General features: G+C 63.3%; 29 protein-coding genes. 13 read left to right on the forward strand and 16 right to left on the reverse strand.

All coding sequences use genetic code 11. The features are described from left to right. Positions 1–196 precede the first annotated feature (196 nt). Positions 197–607 (forward strand): cytochrome c-550 CycA, encoded by a 411-nt coding sequence (gene cycA / locus ACE10W_RS35435; RefSeq protein ID WP_011090276.1) that lies wholly within the window; start codon positions 197–199, stop codon positions 605–607. Positions 608–725: 118 nt separating this feature from the next. On the opposite strand, the gene ACE10W_RS35440 is transcribed toward cycA, so the two are convergent. Continuing rightward, a complete protein-coding gene (locus tag ACE10W_RS35440) occupies positions 726–1,682 on the reverse strand; it encodes an alpha/beta fold hydrolase (RefSeq protein ID WP_304548562.1) in 957 nt (318 codons plus the stop codon). Positions 1,683–2,009: 327 nt separating this feature from the next. On the opposite strand from ACE10W_RS35440, the gene ACE10W_RS35445 reads away from it, so the two are divergent. Then, a complete protein-coding gene (locus tag ACE10W_RS35445; protein WP_038967318.1) occupies positions 2,010–2,192 on the forward strand; it encodes a hypothetical protein in 183 nt (60 codons plus the stop codon). 13 nt (positions 2,193–2,205) lie between these two features. Here the strand turns inward: ACE10W_RS35445 and ACE10W_RS35450 are convergent, their stop codons facing one another. The 3 genes from ACE10W_RS35450 to ykgO form a co-directional block, all read right to left on the reverse strand. Next, positions 2,206–2,466, reverse strand: a complete 261-nt coding sequence (locus tag ACE10W_RS35450) for a hypothetical protein (RefSeq protein WP_060912896.1) — start codon at positions 2,464–2,466, stop codon at positions 2,206–2,208. 161 nt (positions 2,467–2,627) lie between these two features. Next, the gene (locus ACE10W_RS35455; RefSeq protein ID WP_171901323.1) at positions 2,628–3,269 is read right to left on the reverse strand and encodes a tetratricopeptide repeat protein; all 642 of its coding nucleotides are present in this window, start codon (positions 3,267–3,269) and stop codon (positions 2,628–2,630) included. Positions 3,270–3,389: 120 nt separating this feature from the next. Then, the gene (gene ykgO, locus ACE10W_RS35460) at positions 3,390–3,515 is read right to left on the reverse strand and encodes a type B 50S ribosomal protein L36 (protein WP_006611362.1); all 126 of its coding nucleotides are present in this window, start codon (positions 3,513–3,515) and stop codon (positions 3,390–3,392) included. A gap of 341 nt (positions 3,516–3,856) precedes the next feature. Between ykgO and ACE10W_RS35465 the strand changes: the two genes are divergently transcribed. Then, the gene (locus ACE10W_RS35465; RefSeq protein WP_011090280.1) at positions 3,857–4,741 is read left to right on the forward strand and encodes a 4-hydroxyphenyl-beta-ketoacyl-CoA hydrolase; all 885 of its coding nucleotides are present in this window, start codon (positions 3,857–3,859) and stop codon (positions 4,739–4,741) included. A 101-nt stretch (positions 4,742–4,842) separates the two neighbouring features. Here the strand turns inward: ACE10W_RS35465 and ACE10W_RS35470 are convergent, their stop codons facing one another. Further along, positions 4,843–5,589: a hypothetical protein gene (locus tag ACE10W_RS35470; protein WP_333924775.1), complete on the reverse strand. Its 747-nt coding sequence runs from the start codon at positions 5,587–5,589 to the stop codon at positions 4,843–4,845. A 453-nt stretch (positions 5,590–6,042) separates the two neighbouring features. Here ACE10W_RS35470 and ACE10W_RS35475 point away from each other — a divergent pair, with 453 nt between their 5' ends. Further along, positions 6,043–6,636 carry a hypothetical protein gene (locus ACE10W_RS35475; protein WP_028174598.1) on the forward strand — a complete coding sequence of 198 codons (594 nt, stop codon included), beginning with the start codon at positions 6,043–6,045 and terminating at the stop codon, positions 6,634–6,636. 354 nt (positions 6,637–6,990) lie between these two features. Here the strand turns inward: ACE10W_RS35475 and ACE10W_RS35480 are convergent, their stop codons facing one another. Next, a complete protein-coding gene (locus tag ACE10W_RS35480) occupies positions 6,991–7,434 on the reverse strand; it encodes a cytochrome c (protein WP_011090283.1) in 444 nt (147 codons plus the stop codon). Between the two features lie 427 nt (positions 7,435–7,861). On the opposite strand from ACE10W_RS35480, the gene ACE10W_RS35485 reads away from it, so the two are divergent. Beyond that, positions 7,862–8,503 carry a hypothetical protein gene (locus ACE10W_RS35485; protein WP_304548566.1) on the forward strand — a complete coding sequence of 214 codons (642 nt, stop codon included), beginning with the start codon at positions 7,862–7,864 and terminating at the stop codon, positions 8,501–8,503. A gap of 234 nt (positions 8,504–8,737) precedes the next feature. Beyond that, entirely contained in the window at positions 8,738–9,847 is a 1,110-nt protein-coding gene (locus ACE10W_RS35490) for an IS630 family transposase (RefSeq protein ID WP_304548173.1), read from the forward strand. A 10-nt stretch (positions 9,848–9,857) separates the two neighbouring features. Here the strand turns inward: ACE10W_RS35490 and ACE10W_RS35495 are convergent, their stop codons facing one another. Next, positions 9,858–10,451, reverse strand: a complete 594-nt coding sequence (locus ACE10W_RS35495) for a hypothetical protein (RefSeq protein ID WP_304548568.1) — start codon at positions 10,449–10,451, stop codon at positions 9,858–9,860. 71 nt (positions 10,452–10,522) lie between these two features. Further along, on the reverse strand, positions 10,523–11,119 hold the full coding sequence (locus tag ACE10W_RS35500; RefSeq protein WP_028173935.1) for a superoxide dismutase: 597 nt from the start codon (positions 11,117–11,119) through the stop codon (positions 10,523–10,525). Positions 11,120–11,654: 535 nt separating this feature from the next. On the opposite strand from ACE10W_RS35500, the gene ACE10W_RS35505 reads away from it, so the two are divergent. Next, a complete protein-coding gene (locus ACE10W_RS35505) occupies positions 11,655–12,386 on the forward strand; it encodes a haloacid dehalogenase type II (protein ID WP_060909004.1) in 732 nt (243 codons plus the stop codon). Positions 12,387–12,417: 31 nt separating this feature from the next. Beyond that, on the forward strand, positions 12,418–12,885 hold the full coding sequence (locus tag ACE10W_RS35510) for a YbaK/EbsC family protein (RefSeq protein ID WP_011090290.1): 468 nt from the start codon (positions 12,418–12,420) through the stop codon (positions 12,883–12,885). A gap of 6 nt (positions 12,886–12,891) precedes the next feature. Here ACE10W_RS35510 and ACE10W_RS35515 read toward each other — a convergent pair whose 3' ends face one another. Then, positions 12,892–13,236 (reverse strand): hypothetical protein, encoded by a 345-nt coding sequence (locus ACE10W_RS35515; protein WP_011090291.1) that lies wholly within the window; start codon positions 13,234–13,236, stop codon positions 12,892–12,894. A gap of 96 nt (positions 13,237–13,332) precedes the next feature. Continuing rightward, positions 13,333–14,319 (reverse strand): tripartite tricarboxylate transporter substrate binding protein, encoded by a 987-nt coding sequence (locus tag ACE10W_RS35520; protein WP_011090292.1) that lies wholly within the window; start codon positions 14,317–14,319, stop codon positions 13,333–13,335. A 147-nt stretch (positions 14,320–14,466) separates the two neighbouring features. Here ACE10W_RS35520 and ACE10W_RS35525 point away from each other — a divergent pair, with 147 nt between their 5' ends. Beyond that, positions 14,467–14,724 (forward strand): hypothetical protein, encoded by a 258-nt coding sequence (locus ACE10W_RS35525; RefSeq protein ID WP_028173932.1) that lies wholly within the window; start codon positions 14,467–14,469, stop codon positions 14,722–14,724. On the opposite strand, the gene ACE10W_RS35530 is transcribed toward ACE10W_RS35525, so the two are convergent. Next, a complete protein-coding gene (locus ACE10W_RS35530; protein WP_028173931.1) occupies positions 14,725–15,660 on the reverse strand; it encodes a LysR family transcriptional regulator in 936 nt (311 codons plus the stop codon). A 117-nt stretch (positions 15,661–15,777) separates the two neighbouring features. Here ACE10W_RS35530 and ACE10W_RS35535 point away from each other — a divergent pair, with 117 nt between their 5' ends. The 3 genes from ACE10W_RS35535 (at position 15,778) to wrbA (ending at position 18,013) form a co-directional block, all read left to right on the forward strand. Then, positions 15,778–16,530 (forward strand): SDR family NAD(P)-dependent oxidoreductase, encoded by a 753-nt coding sequence (locus ACE10W_RS35535; RefSeq protein ID WP_011090295.1) that lies wholly within the window; start codon positions 15,778–15,780, stop codon positions 16,528–16,530. A gap of 37 nt (positions 16,531–16,567) precedes the next feature. After that, the gene (locus ACE10W_RS35540) at positions 16,568–17,266 is read left to right on the forward strand and encodes a pirin family protein (protein WP_028173930.1); all 699 of its coding nucleotides are present in this window, start codon (positions 16,568–16,570) and stop codon (positions 17,264–17,266) included. 147 nt (positions 17,267–17,413) lie between these two features. Further along, positions 17,414–18,013 (forward strand): NAD(P)H:quinone oxidoreductase, encoded by a 600-nt coding sequence (gene wrbA, locus ACE10W_RS35545; protein WP_028173929.1) that lies wholly within the window; start codon positions 17,414–17,416, stop codon positions 18,011–18,013. 290 nt (positions 18,014–18,303) lie between these two features. Here the strand turns inward: wrbA and ACE10W_RS35550 are convergent, their stop codons facing one another. From ACE10W_RS35550 to ACE10W_RS35565, 4 genes are all read right to left on the reverse strand, one after another. Next, entirely contained in the window at positions 18,304–19,188 is an 885-nt protein-coding gene (locus tag ACE10W_RS35550) for a protein-L-isoaspartate O-methyltransferase (RefSeq protein WP_304548573.1), read from the reverse strand. A gap of 80 nt (positions 19,189–19,268) precedes the next feature. Further along, positions 19,269–20,414 (reverse strand): GNAT family N-acetyltransferase, encoded by a 1,146-nt coding sequence (locus ACE10W_RS35555; protein WP_304548575.1) that lies wholly within the window; start codon positions 20,412–20,414, stop codon positions 19,269–19,271. A gap of 94 nt (positions 20,415–20,508) precedes the next feature. After that, positions 20,509–21,888, reverse strand: coding sequence for an O-antigen ligase (locus ACE10W_RS35560; protein ID WP_304548577.1), 1,380 nt, complete (start codon positions 21,886–21,888; stop codon positions 20,509–20,511). A gap of 45 nt (positions 21,889–21,933) precedes the next feature. After that, positions 21,934–23,001 carry a glycosyltransferase family 1 protein gene (locus tag ACE10W_RS35565; RefSeq protein ID WP_304548578.1) on the reverse strand — a complete coding sequence of 356 codons (1,068 nt, stop codon included), beginning with the start codon at positions 22,999–23,001 and terminating at the stop codon, positions 21,934–21,936. Between the two features lie 239 nt (positions 23,002–23,240). Between ACE10W_RS35565 and ACE10W_RS35570 the strand changes: the two genes are divergently transcribed. Then, positions 23,241–24,227, forward strand: a complete 987-nt coding sequence (locus ACE10W_RS35570) for a glycosyltransferase (RefSeq protein ID WP_304548580.1) — start codon at positions 23,241–23,243, stop codon at positions 24,225–24,227. Positions 24,228–24,242: 15 nt separating this feature from the next. Here the strand turns inward: ACE10W_RS35570 and ACE10W_RS35575 are convergent, their stop codons facing one another. Continuing rightward, positions 24,243–25,271, reverse strand: coding sequence for a glycosyltransferase family 2 protein (locus ACE10W_RS35575; RefSeq protein ID WP_304548582.1), 1,029 nt, complete (start codon positions 25,269–25,271; stop codon positions 24,243–24,245). Positions 25,272–25,648: the final 377 nt, after the last annotated feature.

Consider the following 25,648-nt stretch of genomic DNA (forward strand, 5'->3'; position numbering starts at 1 on the left):
CCCGGCAAATCAATCATGTCTTGCCGTCTTTGGGTAGGTCCTCCGAAGGTCGCATTGCATTGTTGCAGCGCAAGTTCTCTCTGGGGCAAGTCTGCTATCAGGAAACCTGTCAAGGATTCGCGGCTTGTCCACTTGCCCTGGACCTGCCAAAACCACGACCCTCCATCTGACCCGGGAAGAGACGAAGAGCACCCTTATGACAAAACTGACTTTCGGCGCGCTAGTTGCCCTCGCCATGACTGCCGCAGCGTCCACCGCCATGTCTTCCAAAGCGATGGCGCAGGACGCCGCCGCGGGCAAGACGTCGTTCAACAAGTGCCTGGCCTGCCACGCGATCGGCGAAGGCGCCAAGAACAAGGTCGGCCCCGAGCTCAACGGCCTCAACGGCCGCAAGTCGGGAACTGCGCCGGACTACAGCTATTCGGATGCGAACAAGAATTCCGGCATCACCTGGGACGAAGCCACGTTCAAGGAGTACATCAAGGACCCCAAGGCCAAGATCCCCGGCACCAAGATGGCGTTCGCCGGCATCAAGAACGAGACCGAGATCAACAATCTCTGGACCTTTGTCTCGCAGTTCGACAAGGACGGGAAGATCAAGCAGTAAGCGCGCGAGAGGCGGCCGCCAGAGCTTCGGTTCTGATTGAAGCAGAGCCGAAGCTCCGGCTTCTTGTTTTGACGCGTTTTCTTCACGCGAACCGGTATCCGCTTCCCTCGAAAACGCTTCAGTCGGCGGCCGCCTGCGCCGGCACGATTTTCCCGATCATCGTCTCGATCTCCGTCTTCACCAGATCCGGCACGGCGTTCTGCACCATGTGGCCGAGATCGGGCAGCACGATCAGCTTTGCATTCGGCACCTGAGCTGCGAACGGGCGCGCGTGGATGTTGGTCTTCACCGTCTTGTCGGGTTCGCCGGCGATGATCGTGACCGGGGCCGATATTTGGCCATAGCGCGTGGCTTGCCCGGCCACCGACGCCTTCAACGTCACCAGATCATAGGCATTGGCGATGAACTCGCGCGGCCGCAGCAGCAGCGGCGTCGCGGAGTGCTGCACGAAACCATCGGGCATGGTCTGCGGCAGGAACACGTTGCGCGCGCCGGACTCGGCGACGAAATACCCGAGCGGCAGCGTGATGGTGTAGGCGAGCAACGGGCCGATCACGGGCATCGCGATGAGCTCGTTGTAGCGGCCGACGCCGCCGCGCCAGGGATGCGTGACGGGCGCCAGCATCACGAGGCCGGCGACGCGGCCCCGATGATCGAGCGCGAGGCGCGCGCCGAGCGCCCCGCTCCAGGAATGCACGACGAACACCGCACGATCGATTCCGAGCTTACGAAGCGCCTCGTCGATCATCCGCGCCTGGATCTGCGGCGTCGAATCCTGCCGCCGCGCGCGCGTGCTCCAGCCATGGCCGGGACGGTCGATCAGGATGACGCGATGGTCTTTTGCCAGGAGATCGCCGAGCGGGCGTCGCATCGCTTCGAGATTGGAGCTCGCGCCGTGCAGCATCACGACCGGCAGGCCTGAATCGCGCGGGCCGATGTCGACGACGTGAAGCGTCGCGCCATCGACCTCGATCATCCGGCCCTGCGGCGGAAAGGCGCGTTGCACGGCGACGATTCCAGCCTGCGTGACCAGCGCCAGCAGAACCAGCGCCGTCACGACTGTCATCACGATCATGGAGAGAATCCGGACGTAATAAGGCACCTGGCAATTACGGACGTGGCACGCGGCAGTTTCGCCCCAGGCGCTTCAGCACTTCCACCGGAAATGAGGGGCTGTGGATATGTGCAAAATCGAGGGCCAGAAAAACTCAATAGAATCAATCTAATTCCTGATTGCGCGCAAGCTTCGGACCAGCTTCATGCGGTCGTCATAGCGGTTTCCATATAATCGCCATGGTCGGTTCCGCCATTTAGGCGCGGGTGGGCGCCGATCCTCCTCGCGACCTCAGGGGATGCGGGACAGGCCGGCAGGATTTGTCCTGATTTGAACCGGAGAATTTCGATGAGCTTCAGATCGAACGACACTGCAATCGACGAGATTGTCGCAAGCTGCAACGGTGACCTGCGCGGTGCCGTGCGGGCGCTGCTCCTGATCAACGAGCATCTCGAGGCGGAGCTCGCCAGGGCTTACGCCGCAGCGGCCGATCGCGGCCTCGCCGAGCGCGGCGGCAGCGCCCTGCATTAGGTGCGGGCCGGACCTAGTCCGTCTTGTCCGCGTCCTTTTCGTCGTCGGGACTGACCGCGGGACAGGCGCGGATGGTCGAGCGGGCGAGCTTGGCGTCGGCCCTGGACTTGTAGGGACCATCGCCGAACCAGATGTCGCCGATGATGACCGGATTGCTGGTCACGATGTTGCATTTGCCGGTGGCGCGGTTGCCGACCACCCAGAACAGTCCGTCGGCGAGACTCACCGTTCCCGACGCGAGCAACAAGCTACCCGCAAAAATCAAACGCTTCATGGCTTTGCTCCTGCCATGCAGGTAGGCCTGCGGCCGCATTGGCGATACCCCAGCTCATGCGACGCGTGTGATCGTGGTTAATCCGCGTGCGCCGCAATCGCTCGGGAAATGATCAAACTATCCCTTTGCGCTGGCGCGGCCCTTCGGGTCCGGATCGTGCTCTAGATGTCGCGGCCTTCGACCTTTTCGGTCAGCGCCTTGACCTGATCGGGGATCTTCTCGAGGTGCGGATTGACGGCGAGCGCCTTGCGGTAGGCCTCGAGCGCGCGCTTCTCGTCGCCGACCTCCTGCATGATCATGCCGAGCCCCGCGAGCGCGCCGAAATGGCGGGGTTCGCGGATCAGCACTTGCTGGATGTCGGCGAGCGAGCGGCCGTAGTCGTTCTGCATGTAGTAGAGCGTGGCGCGCCGGTTCCAGGCCTCGATGTAGTCGGGCCTGAGCTTGATGACCGAATCCAGCAGCTTGATCGCGACGTCGATCTTCTGCGCGTCGACCGCGGTCTTGGCCCGCGCCATCAGCAGCGAGGCGGTATCGCTCGGGGTCTGGAGCCAGATCGCCCAGATCCGCGCCTCGACATGCTTGGCGCTGACATCGTCGGGCGCCGCCTTCAGCGCGCCGAACAGGAAATCGAGATTTTTGGTGCGATCGACCTTGGGCAGCTTGGCCGGCGCTTCGGGAAGCTTCTTCTGCTTGCCGGGCGGGGACGGCGGCTCAACCTGCTGCGCCGCGGCCGGAGCGAGGCCGGCGGTTCCCAGGGCAAGGGCCAGACACAGGGTGCGTGCGAAAGGGAATCTCACTGCCAGGACTCTCGATGCCATGACCGAAGTCTAGACGCGTAAAGCCGCCCTTGCAAAGCAAAGGCGGCGTCAAACTCGTGTGAGACCGTGGTCTTGCGGGGCGCGCGGGGCGTCCGGCAGGGCTAATCAGCCCTGGCGAGCCTTGAAGCGGCGCTGCACCTTGTTGATCACATAGACCCGGCCCTTGCGGCGGACCAGGCGGTTGGCGCGATGGCGACCGCGCAGCGATTTCAGCGAGTTACGGACCTTCATGGCAGAATCCTGAACGTTCGAAAGGCCGTGTTCGGCACTACCGTTTCGGCACGCGCGAATGTGGCAAAATGAGATTTTTCCCGCTGGCGGACGACCGCCCGGGACGGGGCGGTTCTTAAGGCATGGCGGGAGGTCATGTCAATGTTAACTGCCCGGTTCCGAACCGGCAATTTCGCGAAAACAACCCCATGCACAGTAGAAACAGCCGGATCGGCCCGATCTGCCGCATCAGAGGCCAGGCACGGCAAAGACTTTTGCGGGCTGCGGTTTTGCTTCCAGCCACGCCTTGCCAAATTCGTTATATCATATAATCAATTTGGCAACCCGTCGGGAGGAAACCAATGCCGAAGCTGAAGCTGCCCAACATCGACGATGTCGTCGCCATCGACATCCACACCCACGCCGAAGAGCCCTGCGGCTGCCACGCCGACGACGGCTATGACGACTTCCAGGCGCAGATGGCGGAGTACTTCAAGTCGCCGAACAAGCATCCGCCGACCGTGCCGGAGACCGCCGCCTACTATCGCTCCAAGAACATCGCCGCCGTGATCTTCCCGGTCGACGCCGAGCGCGAGACCGGTTTCCGCCGCTACAACAATTACGAGATGCTGGAGGTCGCCTCCGACCATCTCGACGTCCTCATCCCGTTCGTCTCGATCGACCCGCACAAGGGCAAGCTCGGGGCGCGCGAGGCGCGCAAGCTGATCGAGGAATACGGCGTGCGCGGCTTCAAATTCCATCCGACCATGCAGGGCTTCTATGCCAACGACCGCATGGCCTATCCGCTCTACGAAGAGATCAACAATGGCGGCGCCATCGCGCTGTTCCACACCGGCCAGACCGGCGTCGGCTCGGGCATGCCCGGCGGCATGGGGATGCGGCTGAAATATTCCAACCCGATGTACATGGACGACGTCGCGGCGGATTTTCCCGATCTCAAGATCATCCTCGCCCACCCCTCCTTCCCCTGGCAGGAAGAGGCGCTGTCGGTCGCGACCCACAAGCCGAACGTCTACATCGACCTGTCGGGCTGGTCGCCGAAATACTTCCCGCCGATCCTGGTGCGCTACATCAACTCGATTCTGCAGGACAAGATGCTGTTCGGCTCGGACTGGCCGGTGATCACGCCGGACCGCTGGCTGTCGGACTTCGCCAAGATCGACATCCGCGACGAGATCCGGCCGAAGGTGCTGAAGGCGAACGCGCGCAAGCTGCTGGGCATCTAGCGCGGACGCTGAGAAGGCCGCTGGCGTGGCAGGGCAACGCTCGAGTTGCCGACGGCAAGGAGACCGCCAGACGGCGGTCTCCGGAAGTTCACCGCGCCTGATCAGGCAGCTCGCTTGAAAGCCTCCCGCGCCGCCTCGTTGGCACGATCAAAGGCAAGGCGGGTCTCCGCCAGGGCCGCCATGAGTGCGGACCATGAGTGGGTCCCCGCCTCTCTGAGCTTCTCCAGTTTTTTCTCCGCCTCGATTGCATCGGCATTCATGCGCTTCAGGGCTGCGTCGATGTCGCCGCGGCGCTCGGACGCAAAGTTCTTGGCATCGCTGCCGAGCTTGTCGGCGGCTTCGCGCCACGCCTTGAGCTGCGCTTCGGCCTGAAGCTTGAACGTCGCCTGTTGCTGCTCGATCTGCTTGCCGAAGCTTTCGACGTATTTTCCGGCCTCGGTCTCGAACACACGCCAATCGGCTTCCATCCTTGATTTTGCCTGGGTCCAGGCGGCCTCGCCGACCTCCGACTGCTTCTTCACGGTGTCGCGGAATTCGTCGCGCTGCTTGCAGAGATCCGCCAGAACCTTCGTGGCCTTCTCACGCGCTTCCGACTGCACCTCGGAAGCCCTGGCTTCGAGCGAGGTCACCGTTGCTTCCATTTCGTCAAGACGCTCCTTGGCCCAGTTGGTGAAGAAATTGATGTTGTTTTGCGTGACCATTGCTTCGTGTCCATGGTTCGAATGGTACCGCCCCAGTTTCCCGACTAACACGCTGCGCCACGCGCGTTCTTGACGTGAGTCAAGCAACGTCGCCGAGCTGATGAGGGCTTCGATGCCGAGGACAGAAACCCTCACTTGCCAGATCAAGCGCCAGCCCGGGACTCAAGGATTTGTAGGTCGCGAGCGGCGCCTGCGCCATTGCCGGGTGCGCGAGCATCAACAGGACGGTGGCCGCAAGCAGGGTGCGAGCGAGCATGGTTTCTCCGACGTGAGCTGGTCGACGTCGACTTTAATCTAGGGCGTGTACTCTTAACGCGCAGAAGTCCGGTCTTGAAGGCTTAGCGGAAATGTTCCGCTCGGTCAGCGCATTGCCGCTGATGACCCGATTGAGACATCCTCTTGACAGTCGGGCGATGAAGAACGCGGTCTGTCGGCTGAGCCATCAAAGACCCATGTACGCCCAAGAGGGAGTACCACCATTTTTCTATCGCGATTGGCGGCCATGAGGTTGTTATCGTCTTGTCGGAAATGGCCAAAACCCTCACCCTTGGTTCGGCCAGTTCATTCCGACATTGCTTTGATGAAAAGCTAGGAGGGAACATGCGCAAATATGTCCGTGGTACCTTCGTCGCCGCGCTAGGTCTTGCTTTTATCGGTGCGGCCCTCAGACCAATTGCAGCAGAAGAGCCTTACAAGGCTCAGCTCGACGCGTTGCGCAAATCGCTGGAGAAATATCAGGACTACAAGGTAGCCGTGCGCGACCTCTACCTGTCGACGGTGGGCTGCGTGCACTATTCTGGCGAGAAAGTTCCGCACCACATGGAGTATGCCAAAGGCGCTATGGGAGTGCACTTTGCCAATGTCACAGTGCAGGGCGCTCCCGATCCGATGAAGCCCAACGTATTGATCTACGAACCTGTGGGCAAGGAATTGAAGCTCGTGGCTGTTGAGTGGTTGGTGCCTCTAACGGCAGATACCAAGCAGCGCCCCTCTCTCTTCGACCAACCCTTCATGGGCCCGATGGAAGGACACTGGCCGCTCATTCCAAAGGAGTTTGTGCATTATGATCTGCATGCCTGGTTGTTCAAGGACAACCCGCTCGGCATGTTTGCGCCCACCAACCCGAATGTTAGCTGCGAGGGCTACGACTTTTCCCTGCTGGAAGAGCCGACCATGATGGTGCCGGGCCCATAAGCCAATCGCGAGGTCGGCTTCTGGCCCATCAGCGAAGTGGTAGCACGCCTCATTGAGGTCCGTTCAATGGGGCATAGCGGACTGAGCTTGCTCACGTTGAGTTTTTCGCGTTTTGACCCCACAGAAGGCACGGCATCGGGCCGGGCAGATGTCGGCCTCGACCCGCTTCGGACATCGCGGTTTGGCAAACAGGGCAGTAAGACTCCCGGGCGCATCACGAGGCAATATGAGGCGGCGGGAGTTCATCGGGCTGGTTGGTGGTGCAGCTGCTTCGTCGGTTGTGGCGCAAGCAAACTTTTTCCGCTTTAGCGGGCGCTAAGCGGGATGGGCAAGTAATCTTATGCTCGTCGGTTGCTACTTTTGCTGAACGCGGCTGAGATAATCGACAACAGCGAGGATGCGTTTTCGCACGACGACTTCGGGGCTTTGCTCCGGCCCGGCCATCTTCCAATAAGACGGATCAACATAGTGAGGCAAGTTGACAATGGGGTTGAATCGTTCTCCCCAAATTGGCATCTCACGAGTGCCGTGAGCAGGAATTGTTTTCGATCCATCTATGGTTTCATAGACAGCGTTCGTGGGAAAGACCCCGTTGTTGTTTTTGGCCAACACCGTCAAATCGGGAGGCGGGATCTTGAGCTGGTCGCTGACCGGTCCTTTGCCCTTTGCATCCGCGCCATGACAACTCGCGCACGAAGACTGAAATTCTGACTTGCCGATGTCGAGGTCTTCAGCCTGAGCCGCGGCAGCGAAAGCAGCGGTAAGGCCGGCAATTATCAACCAACCACACTTTACCATGTCGCTCTCCGACGCTGGCTAGAAAGGCTTTACTACTAGCCGCTTTGCGCTCCGACAGATTGACGCATATCAAGACTGGCTTCCGGCTTAGGCTTGTGAAGGCTCTGGGAGTGGCATGCTTTCGCCGGCTGATCGGACTTAAGAGCCCGCGCCCTAGAGTGATGCCGTGCTCGCCGATCTCGCGCTGCTCTGCTACCACCCGCATGGTCTGGGCGCGTCCGCCGTTCGGTCGCTATCGGGGATAGATCGGACATGGAGCGGATAACCCATGTCGGTCGCAAATGACCCGTAGCGGACTCGCTTGTTTTCTACCGGCAAATCGACGAGCCGACTTGTTGCAAGCTCTTTCGTAGGCAGAGAGTTGCCTGATACCATCCGCAACGCGTTGGGCTGTGTGGATGCGATAAGAAAACTCAGGGGTCGCCGCATGAAAGACGTCGAAATCGTTTCGGAAGACCAATGGCACGCTGATTGGCGGCAGGAACGCCGGTTGACGCTGCTGTTTGAACCGTCGATCAAGGAGGATGCCTGGTGTGGACCGCTCGTCGAAGAGTTCTGGTTGCCCCATTGGCAGAATCGGCTCGATTTCGTCACACAGGCCGCTGATTTCTGTGCTGACGAAGACGAGTATAGATTGAGGGACCTGGACAATATCGTAATCCAGCGACGTGGGGGGAATGCCGAGTTGGAAGGCAGCGCCTTCGATCTCCGCGAGCTCAACGAGGCCCGAGAGCTTGGACTGCAGCACTATTCGAGCCATAGCCCGGTCTTCGCCGATATCCGCCTCACCGCAATCACATTCGATCATCTCAGGGATCAGTTGCAAGCCGCTGTAATCGACAAACCCGAAGCGGATCGCGTGCTCTTGGCGTGCGGTTTTTTGGCCGGCGACGTAGCCATTCCGCGTCCGCGGCCGGTCAAGCCACATCAGAAGCTTTCCAACACGATCTCTATCGCCCGGAAGACGCCGCGCATCTGGTTCGAAATCGCTCGCGCCAGTGAGACGAAATCGCGCTGGGTTCCGCTTGAAATGAAAACCCTCGGACGCTGGATGGCGATTGAGCGGTAAGGAGCGATTGAACGGTCCACGAAACCACCCGCCTCGGATGATCCCAAACGGGTCGGAGAGGCAGGTCCGTTGTTGGCCCAACGCGGAAGTCCCGCGACGTCCGCTTTCGCGCCGCTATCGGGGGCATAGCGGACGTCTAACGGCGTCCCGATTAATGAGTACGCGCGCTAGTCATCTGGAACGCAAGTTCGTCACATTAGTTGATAGCTCGAATCTCTACAGAGGAGAGAGCTCGTGGCGAATGCAGGTGAGCGAGGCCGGCCGATCGCGCCGCTGGTTCTTAGCCCGCAGGAGCGGGCGTACTTGGAGAGGCAGGTTCGTCGTCATCGCGTTGCCCGATCGCTATCTGAGCGCTGCCGCGCGATCCTGCGGTGTGCGGATGGCTTGCCAAGCAAGTCGGTAGCTGCCGAACTCGGCCTCCACGAACACACGGTTGGCAAGTGGCGCCGCCGATTTTTGAAGGACCGCTGTGATGGCCTGCTTGACGAAGCCCGCCCTGGCCGTCCTCGAACCATCAACGACGATCAGGTTGCTGAGGTAATCGAGCGGACATTGCGTACGACGCCGCGCGACGCGACGCACTGGTCGATCCGCTCGATGGCCGCCGAAACTGGCTTTTCTCACACCACGATCCGCCGAATGTGGACGGCGTTCGGCTTGCAGCCGCACCGCAGCCAGACATTCAAGCTGTCGAGCGATCCCCTATTCGTCGATAAGGTGCGCGATATTGTCGGGCTTTACCTGTCCCCACCGAACCGAGCCCTTGTCCTCAGCATCGACGAGAAGAGCCAGATCCAGGCCCTGGATCGCGAGCAGCCGGTCCTGCCGATGATGCCGGGCGTGCCGGAACGTCGCACCCACAGCTATGTGCGGCATGGTACGACCACGCTGTTTGCCGCGCTCGATGTCGCTTCCGGCTTTGTCATTGGCAAATGCTACAAGCGCCATCGGGCGGTCGAGTTCTTGAAGTTCCTCAAAGAGATCGACGCTCAAATCCCTGAGGGGCTCGCTGTCCATATCATCATGGACAACTACGCCACCCACAAGACACCCAAGATCAAAGCGTGGCTCGCTCGCCGGCCGCACTATCATGTCCACTTCACGCCGACTTCCGCGTCATGGATCAATCAGATCGAGCGCTGGTTCGCTGAGCTCACCAGAAAGCAAATCCAGCGAGGTGTTCACACCTCCGTCAGGCAACTCGAGGCCGACATCCGTACCTTCATCGAACTGCACAACAATAACCCGAAGCCCTTCAAATGGACCAAGTCCGCAGACCAGATCTTGGCTTCCGTCAAACGCTTCTGCCACAAAGCCCAGCAGACTTTATGTGGCGAACTTTAGATTCACGTGACTAGTTCAGCGCACCGTATGTCAGGTCGTCGAATACGGTGACACTGTCGGCCTTGGTCCACAAGCCGATCATGCCGGCGTCCCTGATCGATTCGTCCTCGACCTCGAACATCGGCTTGCCGTCATACGTCACCTTGAATAGCTTTCCCGCGAATTCGCAGCGTAGGGAATGCCATTGACCTGATGGCACCGATACCTTGACGCCATAGCCGCCTTTCCGGCCGACGATATCGAGCGCGCTGCGAACACCCTTGATCGTCTTGTAGAGCACGACATTGTCTTCAAGCGCGTTGGCCCGCACGACATAATAATTGTCGGCATCCTTTGCGCGCCAGACAATACCGGCCGCACGATCCTCGGAGCCGGCGATCGCCTTGAACTTGACCCCGACGAACCCGTCCAGGATGCTGGTGCCGTTCCTGAGCGCCACTGGAAACGTCGCCTGACCGGATTGTTTCAGGACGTTCGGCTTGCTTGGCGCCGTCGACTCCGCCTCGACCGTCCATTTGGGCTGGCCACGACCCGTCTTCGTCAGAGTCCAGCCTTCGGGCGCTGCGCCGGTTGCTGCGTTGTCAAAATTTACAGTGTCTGCCATCGCGTTTCCTTCCACCGACAATAGGAACAACGCCGCCCCCAGGAGCGCTACGCTCATTCTTCGCACGACGTCTAAGCTTCCCGCCTGTATTGATCGTAGAGTGTCGCAGCGTTGTCCCATTTGATCGCTTCCATGTAGATGTCGACATACTTCGCGGCCGCGGCGCCGTAATCCATGTGATAGGCGTGCTCATACATGTCGAGCACCAGCACGGGGCGTCCGCCGGCCAGCGTCGTCGTGTGGTCGGCGGCCCACTGATTGACCAGCCGCTTGTCGCGCGGTGAGTAGGAAAGAATCACCCAGCCGGAGCCGCCGCCTTCGGCCTTGCCCATGGCGGAGAACTCCGCGCGCCACCGCTCCATGCTGCCGAAATCGCGCGCGATCGCCTCGGCAAGTGCTGTGCTCGGCTTGCCGGCACCGCCGAGCCCGTCGAAATAGATTTCATGGAGGATCATCGAGTTTGACGCGACGAGCTCCTCGCGCTTCAGGCCGTTGATGACGAAGTTCGGAGCTTTCGCGAAGTCGAGCTCGGCGAGTTGCGTTCCGATCGCGTTCAGTCGCTTTACGGCGCCGACATAGTTGTTCTCGTAGTGACTGACGAGCACCTTCTCCGAGATGCCGGCAATGGATTTCGGATCGAACGGCATCGGCTTGGGCTGGTATGTCATTGGCTTGGCTCCTGTTGGCTGATTGGCTTGCGCAAGGGCTTGCGTCCCCGCGAGTAGTGCGGTCGACGCCGCGGCGGCCCCCACGCCCCTGATGAAGTCTCGGCGGTCGGTATTCGTGGTCATGAAGTCCTCCACTTGATCGTCGTCCCCAACGTCCCCCGCGTACTCGCTAGCTCTTGGTGCTCGCCGTCTTGTCGCGTGCGCAAATAGACCGCGCGGTCCTCGTCGATACGGACATCGACGAGACCGGCGCGCTGGCGGCACCAATTGACGGGACAATTTCTGTGATGAGATCGAGATGAAAGCAGACATGCAGCGTCCTTGGTGACCAGGACGCGATACTTGGGCATGTCGCCTCGCGGGGAGATCGCAGATCCCCGTGCCTCGAATTAAGCGCCTGCCGGCGGCAGTGTCAATCTGCTGCGCGACGCCGCCGGGGTGACGATTTCTTGAAGAAGGTTCCGACCTTGTCGCGCACCGGGCCGTTTCGGTATTGTCCGTGCGCCTCCCGCAAAGATCCCAAAGGAGCGAGCCAATGAGCCTCAAAGCCGTCGTCTTCGACGCCTACGGAACGCTCTACGACATCCAGTCGGTCGCTGACATCACCGAGGATGCGTTTCCGGGCTACGGCGAGATCATCACGCAGGTCTGGCGCATCAAGCAGCTCGAATACACGTGGTTGCGCTCTCTGATGCAGCGCTACCAGGACTTTGACGCGGTCACGCGCGACTCACTCGCCTATACGCTGCGCATCCTTGGGCTCGCTTATGAGCGCGAGGAATTCGAGCGCGTGATCGAAAAGTATCTGCATCTCGATCTCTATCCGGATGCAACAAGCGCGCTTGCGGCCTTGAAGCCCCGACAACTCGCCATCCTCTCCAACGGCAGTCCGGACATGCTGAACGGGCTCGTGCGCAACACCAAGCTTGACCGCCTGCTCGATGCCACCATCAGTGTCGATGCCAAGAAGGTCTTCAAGCCGAGCCCGGCGGCCTATGAGCTGATCGGCGAGGTGCTCGGCACCGCGCCGGACGAGGTTCTGTTCGTGTCCTCCAATCCCTGGGACGTGGCCGGCGCGAAATCGTTCGGGCTGAACGTCGCCTGGATCGAACGGGTGACGCCGGAAGCCATGGCGCTGGCTTGCGTCGAGAACGAACTCGTGGCACCGCTGACGATGTTCAAGGCGATCCGCACCCAGATGGACGAGCTTGGCTTTGCGCCGGACCACCGCGTCCGCTCGCTCTCCGAGCTGCCAAGTATCATCTGAGGTAGGTACGCCGCCCGCCCGTGAGACTGGAATGAGCCTGGAATCCGTTCGCGCCTTCTTCGCCGAGAAAGCCCCCGACATCTCCGTCATTGAATCTCCGATCAGCTCCGCGACCGTGGCGCTGGCGGCCGAGGCCTATGGTGTCGAGCCGGGGCGAATCGCCAAGACGCTGTCGTTGCGGATCGGCGAGCGCGTCATCCTGATCGTCGCCGCCGGCACCTCGCGCATGGACAACAAGAAGGTGAAGACGCAGTTCGGCGGCAAGCCGAAGATGCTGGGGCTGGAAGAGGTCGCCGAGATCACCGGCCACGAGGTCGGCGGCGTCTGTCCGTTCGGACTGAAGGCGCCGCTGCCGGTCTATTGCGACGTATCGCTGAAGGCGTTCGACGTGGTGGTGCCGGCCGCAGGCTCGACTCACAGCGCGGTGCGCATCACGCCCGAGCGGATGGCCGAGCTGACCGCGGCCGAATGGATCGATGTCTGCGAAATCAGGCCTTAAGAGACGTTAATCGTCCTCATCGTAAGGCCGCGGCTGCGGGGGCGGCGGCGCAGCATTGTAGCGCGGTGGCGGCACCGCCCGCCCTCGCGGGACCGGCTGCTGCGGCTGCATCTGATTGTTGGATTGGAACACCGCACGGCAGGCGCTGGAGAGCTGGGGCGTGTTCTGCTGCAAGCAAGCCGTGATGCGGCTCACGTCCGGAATCTGGTCGCTGCACAGGCGCCACACATCCGGTGTGCAGGCCATCTGCTGTTCCATGGTTCCGCGATATTCTTCGGCGAATGCTGCGCCTTGCGCGACGATGCCGCCAATCGCGAGCGCCACACCCAGCGCAATCCGCTCTGTTCGCATGTCTCGATTCCTTCCAGAGTTTCTCGAATTCTCATCAATCAATGAGACGCGGGCAGGTTCTGGACGAACAAAAAAATGTGAAGGTCGGGCCGGAACCTACTCCACCCGGCCGATCTTCTTCACCGCCGTGATCAGGCGCGCACTGTCGTCGGCGACGAAACGCGAGAACTCCGGCGCGTCCTGATAGGCGACGAGACTGCCGGAGGCCTCGAAGGACTTGAGGACCTCCGGACTCGCCATCACCTGCGCCATGGCCTCGCGCAGCCGGGTCGCGATCGGCGCGGGAAGAGAGCTCTGTGCAAAGAGCCCGGCCCATATGTACATCTCGACATCCTTGTAGCCGAGCTCCTGGAAGGTCGGCACGTCGGGGAAGCTCGCGATGCGTCGCGCACCGCAATTGCCGAGCACGCGCAGCTTGCCGTCGTCGACCTGCGGCTTCAGCGTGCCGGGCGCGGCCGCGATTGCCTGCACGGTGCCGCTGAGCAACGCGGTGAGCGCGGGACCGGCGCCGCGGAACGGCACATGCAGCAATTTGATGCCGGCGCTGTTCGCAAACATCTCCATCGCCACATGCAGCGTGCCGTACGGCCCGGACGAGCCATAAGTGATCTGGCCCGGCCGCTTCTTCGCGTCCTCGATGAAATCCTGCGCGGTCTTCCATGGCGCCGAGACCGGCACCGCGAGCAGCGTGGGATCGGCGAGCACGCGCGCGATCGGCATGAACTGCGAGACTTCGTAGGCGACGGGACGGTCGAACAGCCGGTCGGCCTCCGGCAGCACCGCGAGCGACGAAAGGGTCATCAGCAGCGTGTAACCATCCGGCTCGGCGCGCGCCGCCGCGGCATTGCCGACCGATCCGCCGCCGCCGCCGGCCCGGTTGTCGACGATCACGGGCTTGCCGAGGATCCGCTCCAGCGCCATGGCCACGGGGCGCGCGGCGAGATCCGCCTGGCCGCCGGCCGGAAACGGTACGATCATGGTGATGTTGCGGGCGGGATAGCCCTGCGCGAGCGCCTGGTCCGGTAACGCAGCCCGCAACAACGGCAATGCCGCAACCGCGCGCAAGAGATCGCGTCGATCCATGGTGGTCCCTCCCCCTGATTTTCTTTGTTTCGCGGCCAGCCTAGCGCGGCGATCGGCAAGAACAAGACGTTTACGAAGTGCTAACCATGTTCGGTCCGGCCCGGAACGCATCCCCGGACCGGCTGTTGCCCTCCCAGGGAGTGAGTGATGCGCAATCTTCAAACCATTGACGTCGCGTTGGACGAGATGCTGGTCAATCTCGCGGCGATCGTGCTGCGGCTGTCAAAGCCCGAGGTGACGCGAACCCCGGAAGCGCGGCGCGCATTGGCGCAATCGGTCCACCAATACGCGGTCTGCGCGGCACGCTCGACGGACCCGCGCGTCCACGAATTGAAATCGGAACTGGAGGGGACGCTGAAGCCGAGCCTGCGCATCGTCGCGATCAACGGCGTGAAGGTGTCGTAGTCAGACCGTCTTCGCCTTCGCGCGCGTCCGCCGCTTGCACGTGCCCGGCAGCTTTGCCGCGAGAAAATCGGCGAGCGCTTCGACGCGTGCGGGGCGCGGGCCGCCGGGCGGCGTCACCAGGTGCACGGCGCCTTCGGCCTGCTTCCAGTCCTTCAGGATCACCTCGACCTCGCCGGAGGAGATGGCCTCGCCGACGATGAATTCGGGAAGCTCGGCGATGCCGAGGCCGGCGATCAGCGCCGGCATCACCGCCTCACCGTTGTTGACGCGGAGTTGACCGCCCGGACGCACGCTTGCCTGCTCGCCGGCGGAATTGGTGTAGTGCCAGACATTGGGCGTTGAGAGATAGGCGTAGCTGAAGCATTTGTGCTCGGCCAGATGCATCGGATGCGTCGGGCGGCCGTGACGCTTGAGGTAGGACGGCGCCGCCACCGTGAAGCGCGGCATGGTGAACAGCCGCCGCGCGATCAGCGAGGAATCCGGCAGCCGCGCGATCCGCACCGCCATGTCAAAACCCTCGCCGATCAGGTCGATGGTCGCATCGCTCAGATGCAGATCGACCGAGACTTCCGGATAGGTCTCGAAGAACTCCGGCAGCAGCGGCGCCACCGCCTTGATCCCGAACGTCATGGGCACGGCGAGCCGCACGAGGCCGCGCGGCGCCACCGATTGCGCCAGCGCCTCGTTCTCCGCCGCCTCACCATCGACGAGCAGGCGCGTCGCCCGTTCGGCGAGCTTGTGCCCGGCATCGGTCAGCGCGAGGCGGCGCGAGGTGCGGTTGAACAGCCGGGCGCCGAGCCGCTCCTCCAGCCGGGTGACGGCCTTCGACACCGTCGCCTTGGACATCGCGAGCTCGCTCGCGGCCCCCGCAAACGACCGTAATTCCACGACTTTTGCGAAAATCGCGAGCGCCTCGAAATCGGGGAGTTTTGCCATGGGAGCGGGTCCGTAAGGAGTAATTCAGGAAACAATGCGTTTCAACAGTTTCTATTTCTATACCACAGGCGGAGGCTTATCCAAGCGTCATCAGAAATTCAGGAATGGAGAAATCCAATGACCAAGAAGCTCTCAGGCAAGGTTGCCCTCGTCACCGGCGGTTCGCGCGGCATCGGCGCAGCCTCAGCCCGCGCGCTCGCCGATGAAGGCGCGGATGTCGCCATCAGCTACGTCGCCTCGCCCGACAAGGCCGAAGCGGTCGTCACGGAGTTGAAGGCCAGGGGCGTCAAGGCTCGCGCTTTCAAAGCCGACCAGGCCTCGGCCAAGGACGTCACCAAGCTCGTCAACGACGTCGCCAAGGAGTTCGGCCATCTCGATATCCTCGTCAACAATGCCGGCGTCGCCGCGGGCGGCGCGACCGATGATGCCAAGGCCGACACCGACGCGCTGGAACGCCAGGACCAGGTCAACGTGCATGGCGTGATCGCGGCGATCCGCGCCGCCTCGCAGCTGATGGGCGAAGGCGGCCGCATCGTCACGGTCGGCTCGATGCTGGCCGACCGCGCCTCGTTCCCCGGCCTTGCCGACTACGTCGCCACCAAGGCGGCCGTGGTCGGGTACACCAAGGGCGCGGCGCGCGACCTCGGCCCGCGCGGCATCACCGTCAACGTCGTGCAGCCCGGCTCGATCAACACCGACATGAACCCGGACGACGACCGCGACTTCGCGGAAGCCCAGCGCAAGCAGCACGCGCTCCAACGCTTCGGCCGCCCCGAGGAAGTCGCCGCCGGCGTTGTCTTCCTCGCAAGCCCGGAGGCCTCCTTCGTCACCGGCACCGTGCTCAATGTCGACGGCGGGTTTGGCGCGTAACGCCAAACCCCTCCCCTCCAGTCAGGAACCCACATCCATGATCGAACTCAGACCTTTCGCAAAGCTCGGCGGCGCCGACCACGGCTGGCTCAAGGCCAAGCATCACTTCTCCTTCGCCAGCCACTACGACCCGAACAACATGGGTCACGGCTCCTTGCGGGTGTGGAACGACGACGAGATCGCGCCAAACACGGGCTTTCCCGCCCATCCCCATGCCAACATGGAAATCATCACCTATGTGCGCGAGGGCGCGATCACCCACCAGGACAACCTCGGCAACGAGGGACGCACCGAGGCGGGCGACGTGCAGGTGATGAGCGCCGGCAGCGGCATCCGTCACTCCGAGTACAATCTCGAGCCGAGCAAGACCCGGATCTTCCAGATCTGGATCGAGCCTGTGGCGCGCGGCGGCCAGCCGACCTGGGGCTCGAAGCCGTTCCCGAAAGGGGACCGCTCCGGCAAGCTCGTCACCATCGCGAGCGGCTTCAAGGACGACACGGACGCACTGCCGATCCGCGCCGATGCGCGGGTGCTCGCCACCACGTTGAAGGCCGGCGAAAGCGCGGAGTACGAGCCGCAGAAGTCGCGGCATCTCTACCTCGTGCCCGCGGCAGGCTCGGTCGAGATCAACGGCGTGCGCGTCAACGCCCGCGACGGCGCCGCGATCCGCGACGAGAGCAGGTTGAAGATCACGGCGCTCGAAGACTCCGAGCTCGTGCTCGTCGACGCGGCTTAGCGGCGGCGAGCTACATCATCTTCCGTCATTCCGGGATGGCGCGAAGCGCCAGACCCGGAATCTCGAGGTTCCGGGTTCGATGCTTTGCATCGCCCCGGAACGACGGAGCAATCACGAACACTCACTGATCACCCAACGGAGACCACCATGACCAAAGTTCTCGTCCTCTATTATTCCGCCTATGGCCACATCGAAGCGATGGCCAACGCCGTTGCCGAAGGCGCGCGCGAGGCCGGCGTCACCGTCGACATCAAGCGCGTGCCCGAGCTGGTTCCGGCCGAGGTCGCCAAGGCCTCGTACTACAAGGTCGACCAGGCCGCTCCGATCGCCAAGATCGAGGACCTCACCAATTACGACGCGATCATCGTCGGTACCGGCACGCGCTTCGGCCGGATGGCCTCGCAGATGGCGAACTTCCTCGACCAGGCCGGCGGGCTCTGGGCCAAGGGCGCGCTGCACGGCAAGGTCGGCGGCGCCTTCACGTCCAGCGCGACCCAGCATGGCGGCCAGGAGACGACGCTGTTCTCGATCATCACCAACCTCCTGCATTTCGGCATGGTCGTGGTCGGCATGAACTACGGCTTCGCCGGCCAGATGAAGCTCGACGAGGTCACCGGCGGCGCGCCCTACGGCGCCACCACGATCACCGGCGGTGACGGCAGCCGCCAGCCCAGCGCCAACGAGCTCGCCGGCGCGCGCTATCAGGGCCGCCAGATCGCGGAGACCGCCAGGAAACTCCATGGCTGAGCGGCACGGCTGAGCTCCACGGTTAAGCTGCGCGGTTAGGCTTGACGATCGACCGCATGGCTGATGCGACACGGGCGGCATTCTCTTTCGGGAATGCCGCCCCATCTACGTATTCAGGGATATTTGACCAGAAGCGATACGAATGGCTTTCGAACTCTTGTTGATTGCGCAGATGATCCGCAGGCCCGCCCAGGCGCTTGCGCGGCGTTGGTATTGCCGCAGCCTGTTCCGCGCCTCGCGCGGCCGGCTTCACTGTGCAGGTTGCACGGGATCGTGAGACGGCAATCCCCCTAGGCCTGCGTGATGTCGGCGTGAGGCTGAACTGACTCCGTCGAGATGGGCGCCGGCGCCGTCGACAGCCACCAACCCTCACCGGCGAACCAGCACGTCTGGTCGGGAGCGCCTTTCCTCCGCAACGACTGCACGCTCTCCCATCCTCTCGCGAACGCCTCGGCCAGGCGCCGGCCGGCCTCCGCATCCTGCAATCCTGCGCAGCCTATGAATTGGGCCCGGCTGAGAAATTTCGCCGGCCAGATCGCGTCGTCGTCAGGACGCGTGATCATTAACATACCGCCGTGCATGCCTTCCGGCGCCAACGGAAACACCAGCCGCCCGCCGGGCCGTAGCGCCTCGAGCCACTCCGTGGCCGGCTGCGCCGCGCCGGCGCAGACATAGATCACATCCGCAGCCGGCAGATCGGACGCGATGCCCGAACGGTCGTGCACATCCGCATGGGCGATATCCCTGAGATTTTCGCGCGCCAGTCCTGCCAGACGCTGGTCGATCTCGTAGGCATGGACGCGGCCGCCGGGTCCGACGAGATGCGCGAGGATCGCGGTGTAGTAGCCGCTACCCGCACCGATCTGGATCACAGTCTCGCCTTCCTTCACGGCGCAGCCGCTGAGCCAATGGGCGTGCGCACCGGGCATTCCGATATTGAGGCCACGCGCGCTGTCGAGCGCCAGCAGCGTGTTCTGATAGATGAACGCGGGATCATCATCGGGCGTCACGACATAGGGATGACCGCCGAGACAGATCGACCACGGCCCGGGCCCGACGAAAGGCTCGCGCCTGACGGTCCGAAAGGCCTCCTCGATACGGGGATCCGCGGTTCTCGCCGCGGCGCAGATCAACTGCGCATAGAATGCGCGATATTTTGCCGAACGATCTTCCATGTCGCCTCCGTGAAACGGAGACGACGATAACACAACGATTGCGATATTCGAGCGACATCTACAATCGGGGGGCGCGTGCTCTAGCGCGTTCCCTTGCCCATCGCCCGCGCCGCGACAGCGGCCAGCCTGGGATGGCGGCGCAGGCCCTGCGCGGCATGGTCGCGCCATGCGTAAGGAGCGCCGCGCCAGGACAGCGCGACGCTGGCGTCGGTCAGCGCGACCTTCTCGGCGCCGAAGCGGCGCTTGTAGTCCTGGTTGCCGATGCTGAGATCGAAACGGCGCACCCCCTGCGCATGCAGCGCCGCCATGGTGCGCTCGGTGACGAGCAGCCCCGGCGAGCAGCTCGACCATGGATCGCCGGCGTGGCTGATCCGCAGCAGGAAATAGGTCGCGCCATGCCTGACGCCGAACGTGGTGGCAACGACGCCCTCGTCGCACACCAGCGCCGAGATGACGGCATAACCATCGGCAACACCCTGGCGCGCGACGTCGCGATAGAATCGGGCATGCGTGTCGTCGTGGAGCACGAACCGCGAGCCGAGCTTGCGCATGCGCGCTTGCTGCTGCGCGTCCATCACGTCCAGCAGCTCAAGCGCGCGCGCGACATCCGTGGCGATCTCGAACCGCGCGCCGGCATGACGGCTGAACACGCGCCAGCAGCGCGGCATCTGCATGCGCTTGATCGAGGCCTGATAGCCGTCATAGTCGTCGCCCGTCAGCACGAGATTGCCGTTCAGCGAGCTGGATCCGATACGGCCGAGCGACACCAGCGGGTTTGGCTTGCCGCCGACATGCGCCGGCATCTTCCTCAGGCGCAGCAGGTCGAAGCGATCGGGCAAGGCGCAGAGCGCGTCGACCAGCGCCTTGCCGATCGCATCCATCGCCGCCGCATCCAACGCGGCATCGAGCGCCAGGATCGGCGCGTTGTTGTCGGAGACGCCGAGGTCGGCGAACTCGACGACGCGGATGCCGCGCCTGATATGGCTGATCATCGGCACCGCCGCGATGTCCTTGCCGGTCGCGGCATCGGAGATCACGGCGATCAGCGGCGCGAGATCGTGAAACGCCTCGTACCAGGCGCCGAGCCAGTAGCCATGCTGGAACGCGGTGCGATGGCCGGCCTTCAGGCGCAGTGCGGCCTGCTGCCAGTCACGCACGAAATCGACCGCGATTCCCGACGTGCTGGACACCCGATCATCTGGTTGCTCGACGCTGAGAAACGCCATCCGCGGGTCATACAGTGACTGAATGTTTCCAGATAGATTATGTTTTGCCGCAGTCCACAAGTGACGTCGCCGCATATCGTTAAGCGGATGCCACTTACGGCCGTTCCGGCTGCGACAAGCTGTCAGCGCGCGGCTCCGTTTGCTCGACGCACTGGAACCTGGCCAGGAAATGCAGACCGGCCGCGGCAAGCGCGAACATGAACCAGATCGGATTCTGCCGTTCGAGCAGGAAGGTCTCGGTGGTCCCGTAGTACAGGCCGAACAGCCACACGGTCAGGAACAGTTTGACCAGCGCAGCGCTGCGGTTGTGAGCCTGGGCCGACTGGAAATTACGGAGCGGCGCGAGCACGAAGACGAGGACGACGAGCAGCAAGCCCGGCAGGCCGATGGTGACCGCGAGGTCGAGATAGCTGTTGTGGCTGTGCGCGGCGGACGTCGCCCATTCGGCGCCCTGGGCGGTCTGCCGCGCCGTCACGTCGTCCCAGAAGGCCGCATAGCCGTGGCCGATGATCGGCTTTTCGGCGACGGCCGCGAGCGCGAACTCCCAGATGTCGGAACGGCCGGTGAAGGTGGGATCGAGAGGAAGCAGCCGCGTCATGGCGCCGAGCGACGGGCTCACGACGCTGCCGACCGTCAGCAGGTTCATCACGATCAGCGGGACGAAACACATGAGCCGCTTCAGCCACAGGCTTGGCGTGGCACAGACCAGCGACGCGAGGGCGTAGATCGCAAGGCACAGCACCGACGACGTCTTGCCGCCGGTGAAGATCAGGAAGATGCCCGCCAGCGCGGCGATCGCCGGTCCCATCACGAGCGACCCGACGCCGCAGAGGTAGATGCCGACATAGACCAGGATGGTCGTCACGGGAGATGCGACGTTCTTGTGGCCGAAACTGCCGCGCCAATCGCCGGCGAGCTGCGGCTCGGTGACGTCGAGCGCGGTGTGCATGGAATATTGCGGCGCGAGGAAGACGCCGAGATAGCACAGCACCAGCAGCACGAGCGCGGCAGCGCCGAGACACAGGTTGAAGCTGCGCTGCGTCGGCGGCAGCAATGGCAACAGAACGGCGAGCGACGTCACGCTGGCCGCGAGCACGAAGCGCTGCATCGAAACGCCGCGGCTCTCTGAGAAGACGATGTTGATCAGCAGCCAGCCGACGAGGCAGAGATGCAGCGGGGTCACCAGGCTCTTCAGCGCGGGCGCATCCGTGGCGGCGACGAGCAACACGGCGATTGCAGCCAGGAGGCCGAAGGAGATGTAGGTGAGCGCCATTCGCCCGCCGACGACGGTGGTGACGTCGGGATTGCGCAAATCGGGAAACGGATCGAGCGTCACCAGCACGAGGAGCAGGGCCGCAACCGCGACGAGGCAGCGCGCCGCCAGCGCGGCATTCAGACCGGCAAGCCCATCGCACAGGACGTGGCCGAACGATCGGGCCTCGACGTCGGTCATGTCAGCGGCACTGCGATCCATGGCTCAAGGCCGGCCTGGTGAACCCGGGGAAGCAAGCGACAAGTCTTAGCTCGTCCTCGTTAACCATCCGTCAACCAGCAGGCCGGACGCGTCGGACGCCTTCTGCCGCCGCGCCACGCTTCGCGCGATCTCGTAATATTGCAGCGCTCGCTGTTCCAGCGTGAGATTGTCGAGCACGAAGCCGCGCGGATCGAACGCGTCAGCGGCGCAGCCGGTCCAGAAATCGTCCCAGCCTGCCTCGAACCCGGCGGTGTCGACGAACCTCGTGCCGCAACGGTGATCCCAGTACGGCACCGACGACACCGGTTCGAACGTCACGCGATGCGGATAATAGTCGGGGTCCCGCCACGGGCCGCCAGGGTCCCAGGCGAACACCGGCACGCCGCAGGCCAGCGCCTGCTGATAGGCGATGCCCTGGCTTTCGTTCTGGCACAGGAAGATCATCGCGCGCGAGCGCGCCAGCGCGGCCTGATAGTCCTCCTCCTTGTAGCTGCCATAGCGCAGCTCGGTGAACGAGCGCCCCTCCTTGAGCAGCCGGGCGCGGACAGGCTCGATCAACTCCGGCGCATAGCGCTCGCGGTCCCAGTGGACCTTGTCGTAGATCAGCACGTCGACGGTCTTCTGCGAGGCGCGCGACGGCGCCCAGAGATCCGTGTCGATGCCGACGGGCCAGGCCTCCGTGTCGGGCCAGTACGGCCGGTACATGTCGGCGTACCACTGGCCGGGCACCACGACCTTCTTCACCGGCAGGCGCTTGAACAGGTCGGGATCGTCGAGAGGATGATTGTGGGCGGCGACGCCGAGCAGGATCGGATTCTTCCACGCGAACTTGTCGAGCAGGAAGGTGCGACCGATGATGCAGGCGACTTCCTCGGGATGCTGCGCGACGTAGCCGTAGTCGTTGACGCGGTAGCGGATGCCGAGCCGATCGAGCCCCGCGCAGAGATTGAGGAACACGCGAAGCTGCCCGCTCATGCGCGGCTCCCCGAGCAGCATGCGGCGCGCCATGCGCCGCAGATGCCGGTCGCCGGGAAACCAGCGGTCGTCCTTGTCCTCGTAGAAAAGGTTGAGGACCATGTCGTCGGGATCGTAGTCGAATGTCTTTGCGGGCACTGGAATCCATCCGCGGCAGCCGAGTGCGCATTCTCGCATGGGACCGGCTGTCGCACTCTTCCAAGTTTGCGACAGGCTTAATGCCAACGGCTTAACGTTATTCTGCGAATCCGGCGTCGCGCAGGCCTTCCGAGAAACGATTTGGCCGTAATGCGGGTATCATCCGCAGCGGCCAAGGTTGCCATCGATCGCATCTGCAGATGCGCCCTGGTTAACGAATCCTTAAAGCGAGCCGCAGCTTGATCACCGCCGAAGACGTTCTCGATTTACCGGTCAGCGCACGCGTAGCGACGCAAGCGCGCCTCCCGCTGCCGGTGGGCTCGACCACATCGGTGTCCGTCGTCATTCCCGCCAAGAACGTTGCGGCCTATGTCGGCGAAACCCTCGCCAGCGCGCTGGCGCAAGGCGAGGTGACCGAGGTGATCGTCGTGGACGACGGTTCGACCGACAACACCATCGCGATCGTCCGCGCCATTCGCGACCCGCGGCTGCGCCTGACGACCAACGATTCCGCCGGCGTATCGGCCGCGCGCAATCTCGGCGCGCGACATGCCAGCGGCGAGTGGCTCCTCTTTCTCGATGCCGACGACCGCCTGCGCCCCGGCGCGGTCGCGGCACTGCTGGCCGCAGCGCGCGGCGCTCCGCGCGCCGTCCTCGTCTACGGCGACTACAACACGATCGACAGCGAGGGACGGCAGGTCGGCCGGCGCGACCTCTTGAAAGGACGCCGCAAGCCCTCCGGCGACGTGCTGACGCGGCTCGCGGCCGGCAATTTCATCGTCAATGGCGGCATCGCGCTCGCGCGTGCGGAGGCCTTCCGCGCCATAGGCGGCTTCGACACCTCCCTCAGATATTGCGAGGATTGGCACTGCTGGTGCCGCCTTGCTGCGATCGGCGAGTTCGAGTTCGCACCAAAGCTTCTGCTCGACTATCGCCTGCACACGGCCAACACCATGAACGCGGCTGTGCGGACACCGCAGGATTTCTTCCCGGCGATCGCGCGGGTCTTCGACGACGGACTGATCCTGGCGAGATTGCCCGAGGGCACGGCAGCCCGGCTGCGGCAGGCGGCCGAGATTCATCTCGTCACCTATTCGGCGATGCAGGCGGTCCGCTTCGGCAGATATCGCCAGGCCTTCACCTATCTCGGGATGATCGGCCGCCGCTCGCTCAACTCGCTGCCGCGCTCCGCGCTCAGGGTTGCCCTCGCCTGCTTTGGCATCTAGTCCGCCGCCATGGCGTCAGGACACGATCTTCGAGGCCTCATAGGGCTTTGGCTCGATGCCGAGTGCCGCCAGCAGGGAGCCGAGCGCGACCATCACGGGATGCATCGCGACGACGGCTTTCGACGTCGCCAGCAGGCGGCCCGCGCGTAGTAAAGACAGCGGCAGCCGGCCGAGCATCTGCGCAAACACCCGCACCCGCGCCGCCACGCCCTGCGCGGCCTTGTACTGCACACGGTAGTTGATCGCGCCGATACGCAGACCGCGCTTTGCGATCCAGCCGAGGCTGGTGCGGCTTTGTGGCACGGTCTCGGTGATGACCGCCTCTGTCGTCCAGTGGAACGTCATGCCGGCATCGCGGCAACGCACGAAGAAGTCGCAGTCGCCGCCGCCGAGGAAGTTGAAGCGCAGATCGAAAGCTGGACTGCCGAGCCGATCGAACGCCGCACGCGTGATCAGGCAATTGCCGCAGCCATAGATCAGCGGCACCGCGCCGCTGTAGTCGTAGGCAGGGCGGAAGGCGGGATGACGCGAAAGCCAGGGCTGGCTGTCGTCGTCGAAGTCAGGCAGCACCGGCCCGCCGACCACGTCGGCGCCGGTCGCCTCTGCGGTGCGAACCATCAGCTCGAGCCAGTCGGGCGAGGCGATCTCGTCGTCGTCGATCATCAGGAAGCGGGTCGCTGCGGGAAACAGCGCCTGCGCCGTCTCGAACGCAGCGTTGATCGCCTGACAGTTACCCTGCCGCTGCTCGACAAGGCAGATGCCCTGGAGCCGGCCGTCGGCGAGATACTCCGCGGCAACCGGCGCGCTCTCGCGCCGCACGGCATCGTTCTCCACCATGACGACGGCGAAGGAACGCGGGGTTCGCTGGCTCGCGAGCGATTCCAGCGTCAGCCGCAGATGCTGCGGGCGGCGGAAGCAGGGAATGCAGACGACAATGCCGACCGACAGGTCGATGACGCGAGAGCTCGCCGCGATCTCCCGGTTGGGATCGTGCACGGCATCCGAGAGCCGGCTGGCGGACAGGTCTGTCGGGATCAGCGTCATGGCGTTCTAGATGCCCGAGATATGTTGAAAAAGCCCTGCGTCAATCGCATCAGCCGGTGACGTCCCGCGAGGACACAGTGCCATGGGACAGATGCGTGCCAAAGTGAACGGCCGGACCGAGGCGCGAAACGGCACCATTCCTCGGATCTCTCGACAATGCAGATCTGCCGCCATGCGCTTAACCGCTTTCGCGTGTTTTCCCTACCAATCCATGCGCACGTGGTACTGCAAGTCGCAGTCCATCCGCTGCGGACGGCGCGACAGGGACAATGCTGTAGTTAACGGCCATGCGCATTAACCCGACCGTAAGCACCGCGACCGGTGAGGCGTCGCGGTACCAGATTTGCTCTTCGGGCATGCGAGACTTTTCCTGTAAA

It is taken from the genome of Bradyrhizobium sp. B025 (assembly GCF_042257955.1).
Classification (GTDB): domain Bacteria; phylum Pseudomonadota; class Alphaproteobacteria; order Rhizobiales; family Xanthobacteraceae; genus Bradyrhizobium; species Bradyrhizobium diazoefficiens.